Here is a 20,740-nt window from a genome sequence, read left to right as displayed (position 1 = left end):
TTCGGCGCGATCCAGCCTCTGCACGGGATCCGCTCGAAGACGACCTGGGTGCAAGCGGTTTACGATGTGACCTGGCCGCTGTGGTCGGTGCTGCGCCGGATCTCGCCCAGGCTCGTCACCTCGACCGAGCAGATGGGCCGCGCCATGATCCATGTCGCCCCGGGGCGGCTATCCCGGGAAGGTGCTGGAGATGACGGATATCAACAGCCTCTGGTCCGTGTGGCCGCTAGTTTGCGCGGAAATTTCGGCAGTCCTGTGCGTTGAGCCGTGTCAGCCCTCGAGGAGAAGTGTCTGTGATGTCTCCCCAGCTCAAACTGATCGCGCTCGATGCCGACGATCTCGCCGTGATCTCGACCCATGTGCAGGATGCCCACGTGCAGCCTTCCGACATCATCTGGCGCCAGGGCGAGAAGCGCCTGGTGGTCGGCATGAGCCGGCTGGATTGGGAGCAGACGCTCGTGGGCGAGGCCGAGCCGCGCCGGCTGGTGTCAGCGCTCCGCTTCGACCGCGTGCTCGCCTGCAAGTCGCGCAACATCGATCTCGCGACACCTGAGGCGGTCCTGGACCTCGTCGGCATCGAGTTTCACCCCGGGATGGCCGCGATGAGGAGCCCAGCGGCAGCGCGCTCTTGCTGTTCGCCCAGGGCGGCGCCATCCGCCTCGACGTCGAATGCCTGGAATGCGAGCTGACCGATCTGGGGGCGGACGAATTGGGAACGGGGCTGGGGATCGAGGGGGAAGGGTGAGGTTGCCTGTATACCAGCCGAACCGGCTTCGACCCTTACTGAAGCGGTGGCTTCCAAAGGGGCTGCCAAGGGTTGACGCAGCTTCCCCGCCGCGCCATTGAGCAGGGGGCCGGTGAGCCAGACTGCGCCCCCTCAACCAGCAGAAGCCAAGCCGAAAATGCCCGTTCGTCTCGACCGCAGCAGCGCCGATTTTGACCAGCGATTCGCGGCCTTCCTCGCCGCCAAGCGCGAGGTCTCGGCTGATGTCGAGGCCGCCGCGCGCGTTATCGTCGATGACGTCGCCAGGCGCGGCGATGCCGCCCTGCTCGAGGCCACGGCAAAGTTCGACCGGCTGACGCTGGATGCTTCCGGCCTTCGCGTCTCGGCCGCCGAGATCGAAGCGGCGAAGAAGGCCTGCGATGCCGCGACGCTGGACGCGCTGAAACTCGCGCGCGACCGCATCGAGACCTACCATCGCCGCCAGCTGCCAAAGGATGAACGCTTCACCGACCCGCTCGGTGTCGAGCTCGGCTGGCGTTATTCAGCGATCGAATCCGCCGGCCTCTACGTGCCCGGCGGCACTGCGGCTTATCCATCGTCGGTGTTGATGAATGCGGTGCCCGCAAAAGTCGCCGGCGTCTCGCGCGTGGTGATGGTGGTGCCTTCGCCCGACGGCAAGCTCAATCCGCTGGTGTTGGCGGCAGCCCATCTCGGCGGCGTCACCGAGATCTACCGCGTCGGCGGCGCGCAGGCCGTGGCCGCGCTCGCTTATGGCACCGCGACGATTGCGCCCGTCGTAAAGATCGTCGGTCCCGGCAATGCCTATGTCGCCGCCGCAAAACGGCTGGTGTTCGGCAAGGTTGGTATCGACATGATCGCCGGTCCCTCCGAGGTGCTGGTGATCGCCGACGAGACCGGCAACGCCGACTGGATCGCCGCGGATCTGCTGGCGCAGGCCGAGCACGATGCCAGCGCGCAATCGATTCTGATCACCGATTCCGTGCGCCTCGCCACCGATGTCGAGAAGGCTGTCGAAGCGCAGTTGAAGACGCTGCCGCGCGCCGCAATTGCCGGCAAGTCCTGGGCCGATTTCGGCGCCGTCATCTTGGTGAAATCTCTCGCCGACGCCATCCCGCTCGCGGACGCGATCGCTGCCGAGCATCTGGAGATCATGACTGATGATTCCGATGCGCTCGCCGCAAAGATCCGCAACGCCGGCGCCATCTTCCTCGGTGCGCATACCCCAGAGGCGATCGGCGATTATGTCGGCGGCTCCAACCATGTGTTGCCGACGGCGCGCTCGGCGCGATTCTCCTCAGGCCTCGGGGTCGCCGATTTCATGAAGCGGACCTCGATCCTGAAATGCGGCCCGGACCAGCTGCGTGCGCTGGGTCCGGCCGCGATGACGCTCGGACAAGCGGAGGGACTGGACGCTCATTCACGCTCGATTGGATTGCGCCTCAATTTGTCATGACCCAGCCGCCCGAACAGGACGACTCGACCAATCGCATCGTCGCGGTCACCCTCGACGAGGAATCGATCGGCCGTTCCGGGCCAGACATCGAGCACGAGCGCGCAATCGCGATCTACGATCTGATCGAGCAGAATTTGTTCGCTCCCGAGGGCGCGGACGGCAAGGGCCCCTTCACGCTGCATATCGGCATCACCGGCAGCCGGCTGATGTTCGACATCCGCCGCGAGGACGGTACGCCTCTCGTCGCGCATCTGTTGTCGCTCGGGCCGTTCCGGCGGATCGTGAAGGACTATTTCATGATCTGCGACAGCTATTACCAGGCGATCCGCACCGCGACCCCGGACAAGATCGAGGCGATCGATATGGGCCGCCGCGGTATCCATGACGAGGGATCGCGCACGCTGCAGGAGCGGCTGAAGGGCAAGGTGCGGGTCGATTTCGAGACCTCGCGCCGCCTGTTCACGCTCATCACCGTTCTGCACTGGAAGGGGTAGGGCATGGCCCGGAAAAGTGTGCAGCGGTTTTCCGACAGGGCCATGCCCTTTTTCAAAAGGGCCTAACCGCGATGGCGGGTCCGCCACGCGCAAGCAATCCACAATCGGTGCTGTTCGCCTGCGCGATGAACAGCGTGCGCTCGCCGATGGCCGAGAGCCTGTTGCAGCACATGTTTCCGCAAGGCCTCTACGTGAAATCGGCCGGCGCCAGGAAGGGCGAGCTCGATCCCTTCGCGGTCGCTGTCATGGACGAACTCGGCCAGGATATCTCCACCCACAAGCCGCAGACCTTCGAGGAGCTGGAGGACTGGGAGGGGCTGAATTTCGACCTCATCATCACGCTCTCGCCCGAGGCGCACCACAAGGCGCTGGAGCTGACGCGGACGCTCGCCGCCGACGTCGAATACTGGCCGACGCAGGATCCCACCACCGTCGAAGGCAGCCGCGACCAGAAGCTCGCTGCCTATCGCGAGGTCTGCGACCAGCTCCTGATGCGGATCCGCCGGCGTTTCGCCAAGGTCGGCGCGGCGAGCGGGTAGGATTGGGTGGGCGCAACACGCACGTCACACATGAAGGGCACAGGCATGCCGGAAACCTCGAATCAGCAAAGTCTTGGTTCCCGGGTTGTGAAATCAGCCCCCGTCCGATAGGTTCCGCGCGCAATTCACCCCCTGCCTCGTCTCCCAAAAATCACCTGATGCTCGGCCGCCCCAAATTCGTTCTTGCCTCCGGTTCGCCGCGGCGCCTGTCGCTGCTCAACCAGGCCGGCATCGACCCGGACGCGCTCCGGCCGGCCGACGTCGACGAGACGCCGAAGCGGGGTGAGCTGCCGCGCGCCTGCGCCAATCGCCTCGCCCGCGCCAAGGCCGATGCGGCGCTCAAATCAGTGCAGCTCGACGACGAGCTGCGCGGCGCCTTCATCCTGTCCGCCGATACGGTCGTGGCAGTCGGCCGCCGCATCCTGCCGAAGGCCAATCTGGTGGACGAGGCCGCGCAATGCCTGCGGCTGCTGTCGGGCCGCAACCACCGCGTCTATACCGCGATCTGCCTGGTGACGCCGCGCGAGGCTTTTCGCCAGCGCCTGGTCGAGACCCGCGTCCGCTTCAAGCGCCTGTCGGAAGACGACATCCAGGCCTATATCGGCTCCGGCGAATGGCGCGGCAAAGCCGGCGGCTATGCCGTGCAGGGCATCGCCGGCTCATTCGTGGTGAAGATGGTCGGGTCCTACAGCAACGTCGTCGGCCTGCCGCTCTACGAGACCACCACGCTGCTTGGCGGCGAAGGCTTTCCGATCCGCTTCGGCTGGCTCAACGCCACGGCCATCTGACCGCGGCCCGACAAACATCTCGAAAACAACCCCATGCACAGTAGAATCGGCCCGCGGCGGGCCTGCGCCTCCGCCGCAGGAACCTGTTTGCCGAGAGGCTCTTGAACCCGTTCACCTCGTGTAGATTGCCGCCATCATGGACGACCACGTCAAAAAACCCTCGGGGCCGCTCAAAACCTGCCCGATCTGCGGCAAGCCGCAGGCGCAGGCCACCCGTCCGTTCTGCTCCTCACGCTGCCGCGACGTCGATTTGAACCGCTGGCTGAAAGGCTCCTACGTCATCCCCGGCCGCGACGACGAGGTCGATGGCAAAGAATAACAAAGTAATATCAGCGCCTTAATTGATCGCCCGACCTGCCGCGCGCCAGCCGCCGCAAGCCCGCCCGACCTTGTGCACAGCCGGGCCGCGCCCGGCGAAGCCTCTCGGCGAAGCCGGGTGGACAGGCCGCTTCCAGCCCACTATAAACCGCCCGCTCGATGGGCTTTGGCCTCTCTTGGAGCACGCCCAGGTAGCTCAGTTGGTAGAGCATGCGACTGAAAATCGCAGTGTCGGTGGTTCGATTCCGCCCCTGGGCACCATTTTCCTGAACAGATTTGCGAACCAGAGTTCGTGATTGGCCGTTCCGGCCAAGTGTGGCTCTGATGTGTCATTCCAGCCGATGATCCAGATATCGCGGACGACGTGGCGTCGACAGTGTGCATGCTGTCGGTCGCGCGAGCGACCATCTCGACAGCGAGTCAACCAGCCGGCCGCTGGTATCTCCACCTGAAGCACGCCACCGACCTCACACATGCGATGACGCGAACTTCTGTATCGATTCATTCGCGCGGGACATCACAGGGTGCTCCGTCAAAGCGGACGCGCGCGGCATGGATATCGGAATAACGGCGGTCGGCCCAATCGATAAGGATTGCCATCGGGTCCAGCAAGGATTGGCCCAGCGGGGAAAGGCAATATTCAACGCTCGGGGGCTTGGTCGGAAAGACATGGCGGGTGATAAGTCCGTCGCGCTCCAGGTCGCGCAGCGTCTGGGTGAGCATGCGTTTCGAGATGTCGCGAATGGCTCGATGAAGCTCGCTGAAGCGCTGCGGTCGCGTCGCGAGAGTCATGATCATGAGTATGCTCCACTTATCGCCGATGCAGTCGAGCACGTCGCGCACCGGGCAGTGTACAGGTTCTGCTGACTGGGCGTCGTCCGATTGATATCGGCTAAATCGCTCCATCGCGCTCAATGCGTCGCTCATGCCGTCTCCTTTTTTCTCTCCTGGTTACAAAAAACTGCCTCCTTACGGTGCAGGCCTTAGGTCTCTATGTGAGACCTGCCCTAGAACGTAGACCATCTGACACCGGGAGAATACGCATGTTTCTAGTCACGGGAATCACGGGAAAAGTCGGCGGCGCAACGGCCAGGCATCTGTTGGCCCAAGGTAAGAAAGTACGCGCCCTGGTTCGCGACCGAGCCAAGGCGGCAAGCTGGTCGGACCAGGGCGTGGAAGTGGTTGACGGCGACTGGAACAATGCGGCCGCCATCGAGCGGACGCTCAAAGGCGTCGACGGCGCGTTTGTCATGTTGCCGGCCATCTGGGCCCCCTCGCCCGACTTTAGGGAAGCCAAGGGCGTTATCGCGAACTATGTCGAGGCGCTAACCAAGGCCGCGCCGGTGCGCGTCGTCGGGCTCTCGTCGATGGGTGCGAACAGAACCAGCGGGCTGGGGATGATCACGGCCCTGTCGTTGCTGGAGCAAGGCTTTCGCAACCGACATCGCCGGTCGCTTTCGTGCGCGCCGGCGGCTTTTTCGAAAACTTCCTCTACGGCCTGCACGTCGCCCAGGGCGGCACGCTCCCCGTCTACTACAACCCGACCAACCGGAAATCGACGATGGTTGCGACGAACGACATTGGTGCCGAGGTGGCGACGCTGCTGACCGGGCCGGCGTGGTCGGGGCATCGCGTCATCGAACTTGGTTCGATGGTCAGCGCGGATGAAGTCGCAGCGCAACTGGGCGATGTTATGCAGCGCGACGTCAGGGCCTTCGCTGTCCCGCGGGCCGAGTGGCCGGCAGCATTCGAGCAGTTCGGCATCCCGAAGGGCCAGACCGGACCGGCTGAAGGGATGTTCGAGGCCGTCAACGCGGGCTGGATGGACCTCGGCGTAGCGGGCACGGAGCACGTTGCCGGCACAACGCTTGCCCGCGATGTCTTCGCGGCGGCCCGGAACGCGGCCACGGCGTAGCCTCGCGGATCAGCGATGAGATGCGACTTTCGGCCCTGCTCCGGAAATTCGCATCTCCTTCGGAAATGAATGCGTCGCGACGGATACCCGTCGTCCCTGTGGTGGAGGGTGGTCTCGTAGATCGCCTTTTCGAACCGCAGCAATCGGGGAGATCGGCCGCGCTCATCGACCACGCGGCCACGCAGGTTCTCCGCGCGCCCACATCAGAAATGGATGGACAAATGTCAAAGATCTCCTGGCCCCAAGTCTCGACCCTGGCGCTTGCAGCGTTCTTCGTCGTGGGAGCGCTCAGCAACATCTTCGCCCCTGGGTCTATCTACGAGGAATATCTGCGGTGGGGATACCCGCACTGGTTCCATTTCGTGACCGGATCGCTGGAGCTCACGACTGCCGTTCTGCTGGCGCGTGCACGGACGCGTCTGTGGGGCTCGGCGCTCGGCTGCACCGTGATGTTGGCGGCGCTCGCGACCGTCACCCTTCGCGGCGAATACGGTCACGGGGTGGCGCCGCTCGTCGCGGCGACACTATCGATAGTCGTCGGCTGGATAGCCTGGCGGAAAGCGGCTCCCCAGATGACGCCGCCCTTGATCGGCTACCGATCCTAAGTCCGGGTCCTCCAATCATGCGCTACGAACCCAGCGATTATGACGGACCGCCATCAAACCGATGCTGTCGAACAGGCCGCATGGCATCCGATGTGCAAATGACCGTCCCTTGCTCGATGGCATCTCTTGGTCCTCCGTCCCGTAAGCCATACGGGAAGAGCGAGCGCGAACAGCTTTCCGATCCATGTTTCCAACGCTCTCACGCGCGTCTCTCCACAACAGAAGAGCCGATCTACCTGAGCGTGAGACGTGCCACTCCCAGCGCAAGGTTGACGCCGATTTGACCTTCGACCGACAGCGGTTGCAGCGAAATCGTTCGATTGGATCCGCCGATAAGAACATTGGCGCCAAAACCAGGTCCAAACGATGCGTTGCCACTCGCGCCGACATATGTGCCTCGCAGCGAGCCATAGCCGACGTGGGACGTTGGCGCGAAGACACCCCAGAATAGCCGGCCGCCGCCGGTCACGCCGATGTCGAGGCCGAGCCGCCCTATCGTGCCGCTATACCTGTACTGGCGCCCGCTGTTTGAGCGAAACACGCATCTTAGAGTTTGCCGTGAGCCGACGATCAGTCCGACCCGTGGGGCGGCATCACACGTCAGGCCTCCAGCCCGGACAGGCTGGACTTGTGCGAGCGCAGGTGTGGCGGTCGCAATTGCAGCCATGCACAGGAGCGCGGAAACGTGGATCTTTGACATGCTGAATCTCCAAGGTCTCAATGCCGACGGTGGCCAAGGAGCCGATCCGGCGGCTCCAATTGCGCGTTTCCTTGCCGTCCCCCGCGTTTGGAAGAGCGGGGACCCTTCTTCGCCGTCGCACCTCGGCTCACGCCAAATCCGTTGCACGCGCGGGGGCCAGAAGTAGCGGCAGCAGCTTCGAGCGGAAATTGGCCCTTAGCGGCAGTACCGGCTTGAAACGGGGTGAGACCTTCCGCTCCGGGAGCGGTACCAGCACCGTCCGTGCCGCCAATAATAGCTGTGCCAACCGTGCCGACGAGCTCCGGAAATAGCACCTGCAGTTGCGCCTATGGCCGCGCCACGCCGACCACCGATGGCTCCGCCGATGATCGCGCCCGATACCGCGCCGCGTCCGGCCTGCGCAGACGCATCGGTGACAGGTGTAGCTACGGCCACGCCAAGCAAGAACAACAGACCCAGATATTTCTTCATTTTCGTACGTCCCACTGTCGAGGCGTTTCGCCGTCACTTGTGAAGTGGGGAAACCATACAGCAGGGGACCTGGAGCACTATCCCACAAAACCCTGAACGGACACGGAGGGTATATTGAGGTCGGACCCGTATGATGGCTCGAACTTCTTCGAGCCCTGTCTCCAGCAATAGTGGCCTTGCCGATCGTTCAATGTCGCCTTGGAGTAAGGACGACCAGATCGGTTGGCTGCGGTGCCGGAGCGGCCGGCCGACGCTGGAGCGCTACTCGTCCGATCGTCGTCCACGGGAATCCAGCGTCAGGTTGGTCACACCTGCGGCGAGATTCAATCCGATCGCTCGCTCGATCGATACTGGCTGGAGCATGATCGTTCGGCGAGATCCACCGATAAGAACATTAGCACCCAAGCTCGGCCCTAGTGCGACATTCGCGCTGGCGCCAATATAGTTGCCGCGCAACGTGCCGGGACGGATGCGCGAGTTTCTTGCGAGAACGGCCCATGAAAGAGTTCCGGCACTGGTGGCACCGAGGTCGAGTCCCAGGCGCCTGATGCGCCCCACATAGGTGTATTGACGCGGCGGGTTTGTCGAACGAAACGCGCAGTTCAGCTCCTGCGCAGAACCGAGGACGAGCCCAAACCGCGGGCTGCTCATGCACAGCAGGCTGCCCACTCTGAAAGCCCTGGCATGTGCGGGTAGGGCGTTGATGCAGATAACTGCCGTTGTGCCGATCATGGCAATAAGCCAATTGAGTCGCATTTACACCTCCGGGTGGTTTCTGGTGCCGGGAGACCTGGTATTGGGACGGCGATCCCGGCGCAGCCAGAATGTTATACCAAGGCCGACCAGCAAGACGGCGCCGAGCAAGAAGAAGATGATCGATTGTTGCAGCCAGGATATCGCGGGCACCGCGATGCTCATTGCAAGGCCGAGGAAGGCAATTTGAGGCGATAGGAGGCTGACGCCCGCGAGGAATGTGCCAAGCGCAAGCAGCGTAAGAAGTACGAGGCTGATCGCCGGTGTCGGCAGCAATTGCTGGACGCCAGAGAGGAGCATGATGTTCATCGCGACGAGGACGGCGATCCAGTGCAGGGCCTGGGTCCAGACAAGCTGCCACCTCGTCTCCTTGCTGTCGAACTGCGGCCATTTGCCGATGACGCAGACGACGCCGATGGCGAGGGCCAGGAACTCCCAATAGCCAACGAGAGGCTGATGCGAAGCGTTGGTATAGGCGACGCCGGCAATGGCGAGTACGAGCGCAACAATGTAGGGCAGTTGTTGCCATAGAAAATATGTCGTCCCCGAATTCGTCGGGGAAGAAGCCGCTGCGCCATCGAATTGCGGGGCATTATTGCTCATGGTCCACTCATTGCCGTCTGCTGACGCTCTGCCCGATCTCCGAGATAGTCCTCGACGTAGAATCTGATGATCGCGACTCGACCGATCGCGACCAAAGGCATGGCGAGTGCGATTCCCATGACGCCGAACAGTGCGCCCAGAAGAACGATTGCCACCAATGTCCATGCAGGCGGAGTTTCGATCGCCTGGCGCTGGATCAGTGGTCCTATGACATAACCTTCGACCGATTGAATGACGGTGTAAATGACGACAGCCCAGATGAGCGGAGAGGCGCCAAGCGGCATTGCAACGAGGGCAATCGGAATTGCGGCGACGATGGGTCCAAGATAGGGAACGAAATTCGACAGTCCGGCCTGGAGCCCGAGCACGAATGGACCGGGCAGCCCGATCAGGTAGAGCGCGATCCAAACACACAACGTCATCAGGGTGATCCGGATCAGTTGTCCTACGAACCATAGCCGCAGGACGTTGCCCGCCTCATTCATCGTCGATCTCACGCGATCGCGATAGGACGGCTTGACGAGGACCACCAGGCTTTCACGATAGTTTGCCGGGTCGAGCGCGAACAGGATGCCGAGGAATGCAATGACGAGCGTGCCGGTCAGAAGAGTCGAGGCGCCTCCAAGGACCAGCCGGGCATGACTGAGAAAACGTCCCTGGTCGGAAAGCAACCACTGCGTAAGGTCACGTCCCCACTCGGGACCAAGCAGGTCGACACCATATGCGAGAAGATGCCTCTGAAGAACATCGATCTGCGTGTCCATTACTTTCAGCAAGTTGCGCGTTTGCTCGGGCAGCTTGCCCGTGCCCCAGACGAAGCCAACGCTCAGCAAGCCGGAGAGAAGCAGAAGAACCAACGACAACCGCCAGGCTCGGTTGAATGGCAGAATATGCCCCAGGGCTCTCGCGGACGAATCCAGGAAGGCCGCAAAAAGCACGCCCGCAAAGACAATCAGGAGGCTTGACGCTGTTTGCCACATCAGGACAAGAACAACGCACGTGGCGAGCAATGCGAGACCCGTCGCGAGCAAGCTGCGTGGCTTGAGAATTCCGTCGGGCCGAGGCGAGTGATCGCGACCCGCGCAATCGTCGATCTGCTGTTGTCCGATGCTTGAAGGGCTCATCTGGTGGGCCGGGCCGATCTACAATCTGGATCGGATCTAGGTGCGGACCCGGCGGCTACCATAATGCGGGTGTGCGCCGCCACGGTGACGCCAGTGGCGATGCTTCGTCGGATTGGTATTGGTGCTCGGCCCGGAAGTTCTTGGTGCCGATGCGCCGGTGTCCTTTGGGGTCGACGCGCCCGTTTCGGTTGATTGTGCCAGCGACGGCGTTGATTGTGCGATCGATATCAACACTCCGCCCATGAGGAGAGCACCGCAGACGATCAGGATCTTCATTTTGGTCTCCAAACAAGAAACGCGGACTAATGAGTCTATATCGACGTCGTTGCAACGGCGAGCCGGCTGACGCTGACGGCGATCACAAGCGGGCCCCGAAAGCCTACCTCGCTCGCAAGACCGCGTCCTTCGCTCGCGCTCGGCCGGAGAGTGGGAACGTCCCGACGGCGCAGAGGCACCGACGACTCCGGGGCGAGGCGTCCGCGTAGATCAAACCCGAGCATAGAGCCGGCTATTCCGCTCGCACATCAGGGTTTCCCTGTAGAGAGCGGGTAGAAAATCGGTAGATGCGCCCCGCGTGGGTGCCGTCCCGGACGTGCGAGGAGGATGTGCAACGCGGGCTATTGACGAAAAGTGGGGCGATCCGAACAACCTGTCGTTGGCCGGATGGAAGAATCCCCGTCCGCACGAGTAGGGTAATTAGCCTGACCTGACTTAGGAATCTTTCCGATGTTCCGATCAGGGCTTGAGGACTAGTCTCTCAGTCCTACTCATGGGATGAGGATGCAGGTGATGGCGAACTATGATCAGCACACGACGGCGTCCGGAGCGGGCGGCGAGCGCTTCGCGATCGATGCGGGCCTTCGCGCCTATATGTTACGGATCTATAACCAAATGGCGGCCGGTGTTGGCCTGACTGCCGTGGTCGCATGGCTAACGTACCAGCTCGTCGGGCCCGCGCTTCTACAAAGCCCGCTGATGTGGGTTTTCGTATTTGCGCCCCTGGGATTGGTCTTCTTCCTTAGCTCGCGCATCAACTCGCTGTCCGTGTCGACCGCGCGGTGGCTGTTCTTGGCGTACGCGGCCTTGGTTGGCGTCTCGCTCTCGACGATTTTTCACATCTACACCGAGTCCTCGATTGCCCGGGTCTTCTTCATCACCGCTGCGACATTCGGGGCGCTGAGCTTCTTCGGATACACGACCAGGCTCGATCTCTCCGGGGCGGGGACCTTTCTGTTCATGGGCCTGGTGGGGCTCATTATCGCCGGTCTGGTCAATCTTTTCCTGCAATCCACTGCGCTCGATTGGCTGATCTCGGTCGTGGGTGTCGGTGTCTTTGCCGGATTGACTGCCTACGATACGCAACGGATCAAGGCGATGTACGAGAGCGGGGATGATGAAACGACGACAGGGCGTAAGGTGCAGATCGCCGCGCTATCGCTCTACCTCAATTTCATCAACCTATTCATGATGTTGCTGCGCCTTTCAGGCGGAAGACGCTAGATGCGCGGCCGATGAATCGGGTCAATAGAGGATTATCCATTGTCCGCGCCGCATCCGTGTGGCGGACCCCTGATTCAATGAAGATAACATCGAGATCCGGAAACTCACGGCGGCCTCGACCGAACGTCATCCCTAGGGGCTGACCAGCTTCTTGCGAACAGCATAGCGGATCAGCTCTGCCGTCGACGACATGCCGAGCTTGCGCATTGCAGCGGCGCGGTGGGTCTCAACCGTCTTCACGCTGACCTTCAGGATCGTGCTGATCGATCTGTTGGTGTGGCCCTCCGCGATGAGCTGGACAATTCCCTGCTCACGTGAAGTCAGCACCCTGTCCGGCTTGTTGCGCTTGCTGACCTGGTAATCGTGGAGGAGCGTTTCCAGCAGGGTGTTGGTGAAATAAGGCCTGCCATCGAGCAGCGCTTCAATTGCGGAGATCAGATGCTTTTTGGCGTCCGACTTGAAGAGCAGGCCGCGGACGCCGGCGAGGACAGCTTCGGTCAAGAAGTCCTCATTCTCATGCATTGTCAGAATAAGGACTTCGGTTTGCAGGCCAAGCGCCTTGAGTCGCCGGCTGACCTCGAGTCCGTTGATCAGGGGCATCGAATAATCAGCGATGACGATGTCCGGCCGCAATTCCGATGTCATCGTGACGGCTTCTTCGCCGTTAGTTGCTTCTCCGCTGATGGCCCAGTCAGAGCGCATCTCAATGATGGCTCGGAGCCCAGAACGCACAACCTCATGATCATCTGCGATCAAGATGCGTTTCACAGCGTCGTTCCCGTTTGCGGCGCTCCCGATCTGCCCGGTCATCATGGAAGCAACCGGCGGCACAATGATCCGATTGTACCCACCGCGCATCAAAGAGCTATCCTGCAAAACCCCTATATTCGCTCGCGGTCTACCCCAAAGGCAAAGAAACCGGGGGCTCTTGCGCAAACCGGACGAATTGCGGAGCCGACGTCAAGCGCATTTTCTTTGAACAGCAACTTGGCATAGCCGTGAGCTTGGACAGGCGCTTTCGCAATGGCGATGTCCGGCACGCGAACCAGCGAGTGATCTGCTGCAAGGTCCGGCCGCTGTAGCTCAGCGAGTATTCCTATGCCTCAGCTCGGGGTTTCTTCCGATAGGGCAGGTGGAGGCGGGATGCTACGGTTCTTGCAGTTAGGTCGCCTGACGGAGCGGATACAGAGTGCCGTAGCTGGAGATGATTTGGTGACGAGGTGCCGCCTGCCAGGCTTCCGGCCGTTTAGCGCAGCCCTCCTTCAAGAACTGGCGGCGACCGGGGTGATCAATGCGTTCATTCTCGACCGCTTACCTACGTCGATAAATGGGAGTCCTAGATGTCCGATCTGGTCGTCATTGTATATCCGTCTGAGGCAAAGGCAGAGGAAGTCCGCCAGCGCTTGCTGTCCCTGCAAAAAGAGTACCTGATCAGCATCAATGATGCGGTGATCGCGGTTAAGGGGGCGGATGGTAATGTGAAGCTCAACCAGCTGGTCAATACGACCGCGATCGGCGTGGCTCGTGGGAGCCTTTGGGGCTTGCTGATCGGAATGGTTTTCCTGAACCCGTTGATTGGTGTCGCGGTCGGTGCTGCGTCGGGAGCACTCGGGGGAGCATTGGCCGATTTCGGTATCAATGACGCCTTCATGAAGGAGGTGTCTGGAAAGATCGATACCGGGAGTGCAGCCTTGTTCTTGTTGATCAAGAACATGACTGCGGACAAGGTTCTGCGGGAAATCCAGGATGCCGGTGGGGTGGTCCTGAAGACGTCCCTGGACGACACCAAGGAACAGAAGTTGCGGGACGCGCTCGCCAAGGCGGCAGCAAGCCCACCCGAAATGCCGCCGTCGGCCTAGAATGAGTTCGCTCAAAAGGGGGAGGCCCTGTTGTCGCTACTTCTGAAAAAGCTGGCCGGTGTCGGGCTGTTGGTGATCGGCCTGCTCGTACTGGCTACCGGGCTGACGTTTTCATACCGCGATTTGACGGTGCTGGGGGCGGTGCTTCTGGTGGCGGGCGCAGCCTTGCTCGTTCTCAAAATCATCCGGCGAAATCGATCCCTGTCAAGCACGTGACGGATCGTAGAGCGAATTGCACTCCTGGAAGACCGGGACCAGCGCGTTGATCTACCGTCTCTGGTTCATCCGGAATTATTCGTGTCGCTTCGCGGCCGCGAGCCGTGACGCATTCAATCCGGCTGCTCGACGCCTCGTGAGCCACTTTTTCAATCGGCATGCGATGCATCCCGGTTGAAGGCATTGTTCAGAAAAATGCGAACGCCGTGCTGACGACCTATATCAACGTTACCTTGCCAGTAACCAGGTCATAGACACCGCCAACCACGCGCAACTGGTTCTTCGTAACGAGTCCTGCCAGGATCGGGCTCGCATTCACCAGGCGTTTGACGTTGTAACGGACATTCGCAATTGTCGCCTGCTCGACAAGATCGGTGCCAGCTTTCTTGACCGCTGGTTCAATTCCCGGCTTCATCGCAGTGACGAGTCCTGCGATATGGCCGGGCAGGTGATTGCCTTTCTGCAGGGCTTCCACAGTGGCCTTCACCGCACCGCACTCGGTGTGTCCAAGCACCATGATGAGCTTCGTTCCCAGAACCGCCGAACCGAATTCAAGACTGCCGAGGCCTTCATTTGTCACGAAGTTGCCGGCGACGCGGACCACGAAGAGATCACCTGGCCGTTGGTCGAAGGCCAGCTCCGGCGCAACGCGGGAGTCTGCGCACCCAAGGATCGAGGCGAAAGGAGCCTGCCCGCGCGCGGTGTTGGCCCGGTTCGCCGAGAAATCACGCTCGTTCGGCTGGTTTGCCGCGTAGCGGGCGTTACCATCCACCAGCAGCTTCAGCGCCGCGTCTGGCGTATCGGCGGCGCGCACCGGCTGAGCCTGGGCCGCGGGCGGAAGCAATGAGCCGCCTATCATGGAGACCCCGGCCAAGGCCAGGCCGCCTTGCATCAATCGGCGCCGTCCGACCGCTGTGTTCACACATGCATCACACATATTTCTGTTCCTCCAAGATAAAGCGACCTTTGCCTGTCAAGCCGTCAACAGGCGTTACAGCTCTGGATCAGAGCCGACGCGGCACCACCTGCGGTCATTTTGGGACGATGTTCTTGTAAATGACCCCGTCCTTCATGATCACGATAAACTTGTTCGCGGGGTCCGCTACGAGACGGATGTCCTCCAGCGGATTGCCATCAACGAGCAGGACATCCGCCAGCGCTCCCTGCTCAATAACCCCCAGCTTGCCCGGATAGGGATTGCGTGGGCCTGACAGGGTAAGCAGCTCTCCGTTCGTCGAAGTTGCCATGATCAGCGCTTCCGCTGGCGTGAACCAGCGCGTCAGATCGACGATTCCTTGACCTTGACGCTCGGCAAGCGCCTCCGAAAACAGGATGTCGGTGCCGAATGCGGTCTTGATCTTATACTTCTTGACGAAATTGTAGACCTGATCGGTCCCGTTCACGACCTGCATCATCTGTTGCTGTTGTGCGGGCGGAAGAGCCGCGGCGCCGCCCAGATCGGTGAACGGTTGCGTGCTCAGCCAGATGCCTTTCTCCGCCATGAGGCGGGCGGTTGCTTCGTCCATCAAATGGCCATGTTCGATGACCTTCACGCCCGCTGCTATCGAACGCTGAATCGACGCTGACGTGTAAGCGTGGGTGGCTACGTAGGTACCCCAATTGGAAGCTGCCTCGACGGCCGCTTTGAGTTCATCGACAGTAAACGTGGTCACGTCGAGCGGACTGAAGGGGGACGCTACGCCTCCGCCGGCCGTCAGCTTGATTTGCGAGGCGCCCTGCATGAGCTGTTCCCGCGCTCGCTTCCGAACCTCGTCGGGGCTATCCGCAATGATCGTTCCGCCGATCTCTTCAGCACGACTGAGGGGACCGCCGGGTATTCTCGGCAAATCGGTGAGCTCACGGAAATCTCCGTGGCCTCCAGTGATTGTGATGACAGCGCCTGAAGGATAGATGCGCGGACCCGGGAGCACTCCCTCGTCAATCGCCCGTTTGAGGGAAAAGGTTGGGCCACCCATGTCCCGGATTGTCGTAAAGCCGCGCATAAGCGTAGCGGTTGCTTCGGCGCCGGCCAGGAGGGTGGTGTAGCCCAAATCGCTCGAGAGCAATTGAGCGGGCGTGGGCCTTACCAACATCGCATGCCAGTGCATGTCGCTAAGGCCGGGCATCAGGACGCGGCCGCCTCCGCGAATGATTTGGGTATCCGCTCGCCGATCGGCCGGGATCTGGTCTGTGGTAATGCGCTCGATGATGTTGCCGCGAACCAGGACGTTCGACGGAGCAGAAAGGGATGGGTTCTTCCCGTCAAAGATACGGACATTCTCGAAGATAGTGACCGCGGATCGCTCCTGCGCCCGCGCCATATCGAGGCAAGGGGCCGAATAGGCCAGGCAGACGGCGCTTGCGCAGATCAGTTTTCGTAACATTTTCTCGCCCTCATCAAGTCAGCCGCAGCGCTTTCACCGTCCCAGCCACGGATGGCTCATAGAAGGGTAGCGCCCTGCAAACCTCGTTCTATCCGGCGAAACCCTGGGCGCACGCGCGGGGCATCCCTATCCGCGGCTCAGGTAAAATGCCGTCGGCTCGAAGCACACCAACAATCGCGTGCGGCGCAATGGCGCCACGAGCGTCACCTGATTTCCGCAATCGAGACCTCGCTTGACGGCAGGCGCGTGGCGCATCCTTGCGGAGCATATCCTCCTCTATGGCTCCGAACGATCCTTCTTGGTCTCGGTAACGGCCCGCGTCAACTGAGCCAAGAGATCGTCTGCAGCGGGAACGCTCAGTTGCACATAAACCTGCTCCAAGTCCGCATGCCCAGGCAATGCCACGTACATTATCAGGTCCACGTTTTCACCATGGGCCATCGCCGAGATATGGTCTACATGCGGAAGCAGATATGGCGAGTCGCCTTCGATCCTGATTTCAGTCGGCACTTACACCTCCTGTTGCCGTGGTTAAGTGCATCGTATCGAGCGCGGTACTTTCATCAGGATACAATACCCGTAATACGAAAAACACCCGCGACGTGTCCTGGATGGCGAGGAAGTGAATGCAGAAGATCACGCCCTACTTCAACGGACGCGGATGAAGGCGAATCCTGGCCTGTTAGATGCACGTGGCGAGCAGCAGTGCTGGAGCGAAGGTAACGACGGTCGCGACGAGCGAGGTGATGAGCGTCGCGAGGACGGCCCAATGTAGAAACGCTCCGGTCGGACCGACATCAGAATCAGAGCCCGCGCGGCCAATTGCGCGCCACATCCAGCCCAGTACGAACAAATGTGCAAGGAGAGCGACGGCAAGCCATGACCGCAACGAGCCCGTTGACCAGGCAAACGCGCAGCCGATACCGTGTATCGCGTAGAGAGTAACCAGCGCACTGCACCAGACGGCAAAGCCCGCCGCCAGCCACCACAATCGCCCTGGTGATATCGGCCGCTCGATCACGGTCGAGCCCCCAACACCGTCACGAGTGCGGGCAGTGCGAGAACGAGCCCCATTGCAATGGCTCCCGTAACGCAGGTGTAGTCCAGCCATAATCGCGTTAGCCGCAGATCCAGCACGCGCCGCGGCGAAATGAAGCCGGCACCGAGGCGCATGGTGTTGCTGACAAGGAAGAGAAGGCCGACACCGGCATGTAAAATGACATAGCCAGTCAGGGCTGCTGCAGTCGCTCCGAGCGCATGCTCGCGCGGATGAGGCACGATGTCGGCAATTTGCCCGACGGCCGCGGCGATGGCTGCGAGGAGGGCCAGCACGGCAAGACCAATCCAGCCGCTTGCTCTGCTGCCGTCGGTGGCCGCTCGCAGCGATCCACGTGATGCCGCAGCGGCTACCGCGAGCGCCGCGACGACGCCGATGGCGAGCGTACGGCTTGGCTCGGGTGTGACCGCCGCGGTCCAATTCGGCGCAGAAATCCAAAGATAGAAAGTCCCGAACAGCAGCGATGTAAACAACGTGCCATCGGCGATCAGCGTGCAGATCAACGCCAGCCACGACGGCGCGTCGGCCACCTCGGTATGCGGTGGCACACTGACACCGCGGCCGACAGGTAACGGACCGTAGTCTCGGGCGAGACCGGCGCTCTGCCCGGCGTACACGAAAAAGCCGGCGGTCACGAGCGCAAAGGCAAGCGACAGCAGATAGAATTTGAACAGCATGGCCAGAACCGCAGCGGCGGTCACGAGTGCGGTGTAAAGCGGGAGATAGGTCGGGCTCGGCAACACGATCAATTGGTCCGGCACGCCGGAAGTCTTATGCACGCCCAGCGTCTCCTGCCATCCGTTGCGCGCGAAGCCGAGATAGCCTTCGCCGCGCGCCAGTGACAGCGCGAGATCGCTTGCCGCGGTCGGATCGGTTCGAGTTGCGCCAAAATCCGGGATCGACGCGAATGCATATGGCGCCGGCGGGATCGGCATCGCCCATTCCAGCGTCGTCGTCTCCCAGGGGTTGCGCCGCACACGCTTCCCGTAACGCAGTTGGACAAACAGGTCGATTACCACCAGCGCAAAGCCGATCGTCATGATGAACCCGCCGATCGAAGATAGCAGATTGAGCCAATTCCAGCCTTCATCGCCGGAATAAGTATAGATCCGACGGGGCATGCCGCGGAGTCCGGTCAGGTGCATCATGAAGAAAGTCATGTTGAATCCAATGAAGACCAGCCAGAACGCCGGTACCGAAAGCCGATGCACGGCGGTGCGACCGGTCAGCAATGGCATCCAGTAGTAGAACGCTGCAAGCATCGGGAAGGCGAGCGCGCCGGCCACCACGTAATGCATGTGGGCGACGACGAAATAAGTATCATGGGCCTGCCAGTCGAACGGAACCATGGCGAGCATGACTCCGGTCAGGCCGCCCATCACGAAGATGAAGAAGAAGCCGAACACATAGAGCATCGGCACGTCCCAGCGCGGCCGACCGTGCGCCAGTGTGGCAAGCCAGGCGAAGACCTGCACCGCGGTCGGCACCGCGACGATCGCCGAACCTGCGGAGAAAAAGGCGAGCGCGAGGTGCGGAATGCCGACGGTGAACATGTGGTGCACCCAGATGCCAAAGCTCAGAAAGGCGAGCGCGATGATAGCAACGACGATCGCCCGATAGCCGACCAGCGGCCGGTTCGCAAAGACAGGGATGATCGTCGACAGCACGCCGGCCATCGGCAGAAATATGATATAAACATCGGGGTGGCCGAACAGCCAGAACAGATGTTGCCATAGCAGCGCATCCCCACCACGCGTCGGGTCGAAGAATGGCAGACCGAAGGCGCGTTCCACTTCGAGCAGGATCGAGCCGAGGATCAGTGGCGGAAAGGCGACGATCATCATCATCGCTGTCACCAGGATGTACCAGGCGAAAATCGGCATCCGGTCGAGCGACATGCCAGGTGCGCGCATCTTCAAGATCGAGACCACGATTTCCATCGCGAGCGACAGCGCGGAGATCTCAACGAAGGTTACACCAAGCAACCATACGTCCGAATTTATGCCGGGTGTAAAGACGTTCGAACTCAGCGGCGTGTACATGAACCAGCCGCTATTGGGAGCGACTCCAGCGACCAACGCTACCGTCAGGATGGTGCCCCCGAACAGGTAACACCAGTAGCCATAGGCCGTCAGTCGCGGGAAGGCGAAGTCTCGGGTGCCAAGAATCTTCGGCGTCAGATAAACTGCAAAGCTCTCCACCATCGGAATGGCGAACAGGAACAACATCATCGACCCATGCATGGTGAAAACCTGGTTGTAGGTCTCCGGAGCCATGAATGGGGAGTTGGGAGTCGCGAGTTGAACCCGTGTCAGCATCCCGAGCACGCCGGCGATCGCAAAGAACACGAAAGACGTGATCATCATCCGCTTGCCGATGACGGAATGGTTGACGGCAGCAAGGCGTTGAAGCCCTGACCCGGTTGCCCAGATCGCGGAGAGCTGGCGATGCAGCTGCAATGCCGGTGTGCCCTGCGACAGAGGGCCGATGGGTTCACTCATTTCTTCTCGGACCCTTCTGCAGCGGCCGCCCGCGCAAGTGCTGCGGAGAACTCCTCCGGGCGATCGACGATCACATCGAAGCGCATCCCTGCGTGGCCGAGGCCGCAAAATTCGTTGCATTGGCCGGCGTACCGGCCGGGTTGATCGGCCTGAATGCGCAGGCGGTTCACGTGCCCCGGCACCGCGTCGATTTTGCCGGCAAAGCGGGGAATCCAGAACGCATGGATAACGTCCAGGCTGGAAACCAGGATGTCGATTGGTGTGCCGGCAGGCACATGCAAGACGTTCCGCGTCTCCACTCCACCATGATCGGGATAGCGAAACGTCCAGATCCACTGGCGCGCCACGGCTTCTATCCGCGGCGGCGTGTGTCCGGATAATGGCAGGAGACTCTCGCCGGCGATCAAGGCATAGGCGACAAGCGGTATCAGCACGACCCCCGGCAGAACCAACCCGCCGAGCACCAGCCAGCGTCCTGGCGATACACCCGCACCCCAGCCTGGACGCCAGATCACGAGCAGGAAGAGCGTCATCACCAGCGCAAAAAGAACGCTCGCGCCGGTCAGCATCACCCACCAGAGCGTGGCGATCGAAGCGCCAGCCGGTCCCGAGGGATCCAGCGTCGATAGCGGGCCCGTGCAGCCGGAGAGGGTTGGCAGCATTCCGAGTTGGACAGACAGCCGCATTAGATTACGATCCGAGCCCGAACGATGTT

General features: G+C 61.4%; 23 protein-coding genes, 1 tRNA gene and 3 pseudogenes. 14 read left to right on the top strand and 13 right to left on the bottom strand.

The genetic code is table 11. The features are described 5' to 3' along the window. Window positions 1-3: 3 nt before the first annotated feature. The 8 genes and pseudogenes from ACTGJ9_RS02095 to ACTGJ9_RS02060 all read left to right on the top strand — a co-directional run. Window positions 4-211: pseudogene (locus tag ACTGJ9_RS02095) on the top strand (epimerase); the annotation flags it as partial. Between the two features lie 85 nt (window positions 212-296). Next, window positions 297-745, top strand: a pseudogene (locus tag ACTGJ9_RS02090) (DUF2948 family protein). Between the two features lie 157 nt (window positions 746-902). Then, entirely contained in the window at window positions 903-2,198 is a 1,296-nt protein-coding gene (hisD, locus tag ACTGJ9_RS02085; protein WP_456675715.1) for a histidinol dehydrogenase, read from the top strand. Continuing rightward, the gene (locus ACTGJ9_RS02080) at window positions 2,195-2,692 is read left to right on the top strand and encodes a UPF0262 family protein (RefSeq protein WP_456675714.1); all 498 of its coding nucleotides are present in this window, start codon (window positions 2,195-2,197) and stop codon (window positions 2,690-2,692) included. The genes hisD and ACTGJ9_RS02080 overlap by 4 nt, the downstream gene beginning before the upstream one ends. A gap of 71 nt (window positions 2,693-2,763) precedes the next feature. Further along, on the top strand, window positions 2,764-3,231 hold the full coding sequence (locus tag ACTGJ9_RS02075) for an arsenate-mycothiol transferase ArsC (protein ID WP_456675713.1): 468 nt from the start codon (window positions 2,764-2,766) through the stop codon (window positions 3,229-3,231). Window positions 3,232-3,389: 158 nt separating this feature from the next. Continuing rightward, window positions 3,390-4,019: a Maf-like protein gene (locus tag ACTGJ9_RS02070; protein ID WP_092226937.1), complete on the top strand. Its 630-nt coding sequence runs from the start codon at window positions 3,390-3,392 to the stop codon at window positions 4,017-4,019. Between the two features lie 136 nt (window positions 4,020-4,155). Further along, a complete protein-coding gene (yacG, locus tag ACTGJ9_RS02065; RefSeq protein WP_456675712.1) occupies window positions 4,156-4,338 on the top strand; it encodes a DNA gyrase inhibitor YacG in 183 nt (60 codons plus the stop codon). Between the two features lie 184 nt (window positions 4,339-4,522). Next, a tRNA-Phe gene (locus ACTGJ9_RS02060) sits at window positions 4,523-4,598 on the top strand. 240 nt (window positions 4,599-4,838) lie between these two features. On the opposite strand, the gene ACTGJ9_RS02055 is transcribed toward ACTGJ9_RS02060, so the two are convergent. Further along, window positions 4,839-5,264 (bottom strand): winged helix-turn-helix transcriptional regulator, encoded by a 426-nt coding sequence (locus ACTGJ9_RS02055; protein WP_456675711.1) that lies wholly within the window; start codon window positions 5,262-5,264, stop codon window positions 4,839-4,841. On the opposite strand from ACTGJ9_RS02055, the pseudogene ACTGJ9_RS02050 reads away from it, so the two are divergent. From ACTGJ9_RS02050 to ACTGJ9_RS02040, 3 genes and pseudogenes are all read left to right on the top strand, one after another. Then, a pseudogene (locus ACTGJ9_RS02050) lies at window positions 5,252-5,662 on the top strand (NmrA family NAD(P)-binding protein); the annotation flags it as partial. The gene ACTGJ9_RS02055 and the pseudogene ACTGJ9_RS02050 sit on opposite strands and share 13 nt — an antisense overlap. A gap of 134 nt (window positions 5,663-5,796) precedes the next feature. After that, on the top strand, window positions 5,797-6,252 hold the full coding sequence (locus tag ACTGJ9_RS02045; RefSeq protein WP_456678785.1) for a hypothetical protein: 456 nt from the start codon (window positions 5,797-5,799) through the stop codon (window positions 6,250-6,252). A 221-nt stretch (window positions 6,253-6,473) separates the two neighbouring features. Beyond that, complete coding sequence (locus tag ACTGJ9_RS02040) at window positions 6,474-6,857, top strand: DoxX family protein (protein WP_456675710.1); 384 nt, start codon at window positions 6,474-6,476, stop codon at window positions 6,855-6,857. Between the two features lie 232 nt (window positions 6,858-7,089). On the opposite strand, the gene ACTGJ9_RS02035 is transcribed toward ACTGJ9_RS02040, so the two are convergent. The 5 genes from ACTGJ9_RS02035 to ACTGJ9_RS02015 form a co-directional block, all read right to left on the bottom strand. Next, window positions 7,090-7,557 carry a DUF992 domain-containing protein gene (locus tag ACTGJ9_RS02035; RefSeq protein ID WP_456675709.1) on the bottom strand — a complete coding sequence of 156 codons (468 nt, stop codon included), beginning with the start codon at window positions 7,555-7,557 and terminating at the stop codon, window positions 7,090-7,092. A gap of 732 nt (window positions 7,558-8,289) precedes the next feature. Then, on the bottom strand, window positions 8,290-8,784 hold the full coding sequence (locus ACTGJ9_RS02030) for a DUF992 domain-containing protein (protein ID WP_456675708.1): 495 nt from the start codon (window positions 8,782-8,784) through the stop codon (window positions 8,290-8,292). Beyond that, window positions 8,785-9,384, bottom strand: a complete 600-nt coding sequence (locus ACTGJ9_RS02025) for a hypothetical protein (protein ID WP_456675707.1) — start codon at window positions 9,382-9,384, stop codon at window positions 8,785-8,787. It lies immediately after the preceding gene. Then, a complete protein-coding gene (locus tag ACTGJ9_RS02020) occupies window positions 9,381-10,508 on the bottom strand; it encodes an AI-2E family transporter (protein ID WP_456675706.1) in 1,128 nt (375 codons plus the stop codon). The genes ACTGJ9_RS02025 and ACTGJ9_RS02020 overlap by 4 nt, the downstream gene beginning before the upstream one ends. 36 nt (window positions 10,509-10,544) lie before the next feature. Then, entirely contained in the window at window positions 10,545-10,784 is a 240-nt protein-coding gene (locus ACTGJ9_RS02015) for a hypothetical protein (protein WP_456675705.1), read from the bottom strand. A gap of 513 nt (window positions 10,785-11,297) precedes the next feature. On the opposite strand from ACTGJ9_RS02015, the gene ACTGJ9_RS02010 reads away from it, so the two are divergent. After that, entirely contained in the window at window positions 11,298-12,008 is a 711-nt protein-coding gene (locus tag ACTGJ9_RS02010) for a Bax inhibitor-1/YccA family protein (protein ID WP_456675704.1), read from the top strand. Window positions 12,009-12,140: 132 nt separating this feature from the next. Here the strand turns inward: ACTGJ9_RS02010 and ACTGJ9_RS02005 are convergent, their stop codons facing one another. Further along, window positions 12,141-12,776, bottom strand: coding sequence for a response regulator transcription factor (locus ACTGJ9_RS02005; protein WP_354085048.1), 636 nt, complete (start codon window positions 12,774-12,776; stop codon window positions 12,141-12,143). A gap of 572 nt (window positions 12,777-13,348) precedes the next feature. Here ACTGJ9_RS02005 and ACTGJ9_RS02000 point away from each other — a divergent pair. Both ACTGJ9_RS02000 and ACTGJ9_RS01995 read left to right on the top strand, forming a co-directional pair. Then, entirely contained in the window at window positions 13,349-13,867 is a 519-nt protein-coding gene (locus tag ACTGJ9_RS02000) for a DUF1269 domain-containing protein (RefSeq protein WP_456675703.1), read from the top strand. Between the two features lie 30 nt (window positions 13,868-13,897). Beyond that, window positions 13,898-14,083, top strand: coding sequence for a hypothetical protein (locus tag ACTGJ9_RS01995; protein WP_456675702.1), 186 nt, complete (start codon window positions 13,898-13,900; stop codon window positions 14,081-14,083). Between the two features lie 217 nt (window positions 14,084-14,300). On the opposite strand, the gene ACTGJ9_RS01990 is transcribed toward ACTGJ9_RS01995, so the two are convergent. The 6 genes from ACTGJ9_RS01990 to coxB all read right to left on the bottom strand — a co-directional run bounded on the left by ACTGJ9_RS01990 (window position 14,301) and on the right by coxB (window position 20,711). Then, the gene (locus ACTGJ9_RS01990; protein ID WP_456675701.1) at window positions 14,301-15,020 is read right to left on the bottom strand and encodes a carbonic anhydrase; all 720 of its coding nucleotides are present in this window, start codon (window positions 15,018-15,020) and stop codon (window positions 14,301-14,303) included. Between the two features lie 94 nt (window positions 15,021-15,114). After that, window positions 15,115-16,404 (bottom strand): amidohydrolase family protein, encoded by a 1,290-nt coding sequence (locus ACTGJ9_RS01985; RefSeq protein WP_456678423.1) that lies wholly within the window; start codon window positions 16,402-16,404, stop codon window positions 15,115-15,117. Between the two features lie 339 nt (window positions 16,405-16,743). Continuing rightward, a complete protein-coding gene (locus tag ACTGJ9_RS01980) occupies window positions 16,744-16,977 on the bottom strand; it encodes a hypothetical protein (RefSeq protein ID WP_456675700.1) in 234 nt (77 codons plus the stop codon). 172 nt (window positions 16,978-17,149) lie between these two features. Beyond that, entirely contained in the window at window positions 17,150-17,488 is a 339-nt protein-coding gene (locus ACTGJ9_RS01975) for a hypothetical protein (RefSeq protein WP_456675699.1), read from the bottom strand. Next, window positions 17,485-20,025 carry a cytochrome c oxidase subunit I gene (gene ctaD, locus ACTGJ9_RS01970; RefSeq protein WP_456675698.1) on the bottom strand — a complete coding sequence of 847 codons (2,541 nt, stop codon included), beginning with the start codon at window positions 20,023-20,025 and terminating at the stop codon, window positions 17,485-17,487. The genes ACTGJ9_RS01975 and ctaD overlap by 4 nt, the downstream gene beginning before the upstream one ends. Continuing rightward, window positions 20,022-20,711: a cytochrome c oxidase subunit II gene (gene coxB, locus ACTGJ9_RS01965; protein ID WP_456675697.1), complete on the bottom strand. Its 690-nt coding sequence runs from the start codon at window positions 20,709-20,711 to the stop codon at window positions 20,022-20,024. Before coxB ends, ctaD begins: the two co-directional genes overlap by 4 nt. Window positions 20,712-20,740: the final 29 nt, after the last annotated feature.

This window comes from Bradyrhizobium sp. RDM12 (genome assembly GCF_051917485.1).
Taxonomy (GTDB): Bacteria; Pseudomonadota; Alphaproteobacteria; order Rhizobiales; family Xanthobacteraceae; genus Bradyrhizobium.
Note: the sequence above shows the minus strand (reverse complement) of the source record. Positions and strands in the feature narration are given on the sequence as shown.

What these genes read in the sequence shown, in the direction of transcription:
- coxB (WP_456675697.1), bottom strand. Translation starts at nt 20,711, where the DNA reads ATGCGGCTGTCTGTCCAACTCGGAATGCTGCCAACCCTCTCCGGCTGC.
- yacG (WP_456675712.1), top strand. Translation starts at nt 4,156, where the DNA reads ATGGACGACCACGTCAAAAAACCCTCGGGGCCGCTCAAAACCTGCCCG.
- ACTGJ9_RS02070 (WP_092226937.1), top strand. Translation starts at nt 3,390, where the DNA reads ATGCTCGGCCGCCCCAAATTCGTTCTTGCCTCCGGTTCGCCGCGGCGC.
- ACTGJ9_RS02020 (WP_456675706.1), bottom strand. Translation starts at nt 10,508, where the DNA reads ATGAGCCCTTCAAGCATCGGACAACAGCAGATCGACGATTGCGCGGGT.
- ACTGJ9_RS02075 (WP_456675713.1), top strand. Translation starts at nt 2,764, where the DNA reads ATGGCGGGTCCGCCACGCGCAAGCAATCCACAATCGGTGCTGTTCGCC.
- ACTGJ9_RS02035 (WP_456675709.1), bottom strand. Translation starts at nt 7,557, where the DNA reads ATGTCAAAGATCCACGTTTCCGCGCTCCTGTGCATGGCTGCAATTGCG.
- ACTGJ9_RS01985 (WP_456678423.1), bottom strand. Translation starts at nt 16,404, where the DNA reads ATGGCGCGGGCGCAGGAGCGATCCGCGGTCACTATCTTCGAGAATGTC.
- hisD (WP_456675715.1), top strand. Translation starts at nt 903, where the DNA reads ATGCCCGTTCGTCTCGACCGCAGCAGCGCCGATTTTGACCAGCGATTC.
- ACTGJ9_RS01990 (WP_456675701.1), bottom strand. Translation starts at nt 15,020, where the DNA reads ATGTGTGATGCATGTGTGAACACAGCGGTCGGACGGCGCCGATTGATG.
- ACTGJ9_RS02040 (WP_456675710.1), top strand. Translation starts at nt 6,474, where the DNA reads ATGTCAAAGATCTCCTGGCCCCAAGTCTCGACCCTGGCGCTTGCAGCG.
- ACTGJ9_RS02015 (WP_456675705.1), bottom strand. Translation starts at nt 10,784, where the DNA reads ATGAAGATCCTGATCGTCTGCGGTGCTCTCCTCATGGGCGGAGTGTTG.
- ACTGJ9_RS02055 (WP_456675711.1), bottom strand. Translation starts at nt 5,264, where the DNA reads ATGAGCGACGCATTGAGCGCGATGGAGCGATTTAGCCGATATCAATCG.
- ACTGJ9_RS02030 (WP_456675708.1), bottom strand. Translation starts at nt 8,784, where the DNA reads ATGCGACTCAATTGGCTTATTGCCATGATCGGCACAACGGCAGTTATC.
- ACTGJ9_RS02025 (WP_456675707.1), bottom strand. Translation starts at nt 9,384, where the DNA reads ATGAGCAATAATGCCCCGCAATTCGATGGCGCAGCGGCTTCTTCCCCG.
- ACTGJ9_RS02080 (WP_456675714.1), top strand. Translation starts at nt 2,195, where the DNA reads ATGACCCAGCCGCCCGAACAGGACGACTCGACCAATCGCATCGTCGCG.
- ACTGJ9_RS02000 (WP_456675703.1), top strand. Translation starts at nt 13,349, where the DNA reads ATGTCCGATCTGGTCGTCATTGTATATCCGTCTGAGGCAAAGGCAGAG.
- ACTGJ9_RS02010 (WP_456675704.1), top strand. Translation starts at nt 11,298, where the DNA reads ATGGCGAACTATGATCAGCACACGACGGCGTCCGGAGCGGGCGGCGAG.
- ctaD (WP_456675698.1), bottom strand. Translation starts at nt 20,025, where the DNA reads ATGAGTGAACCCATCGGCCCTCTGTCGCAGGGCACACCGGCATTGCAG.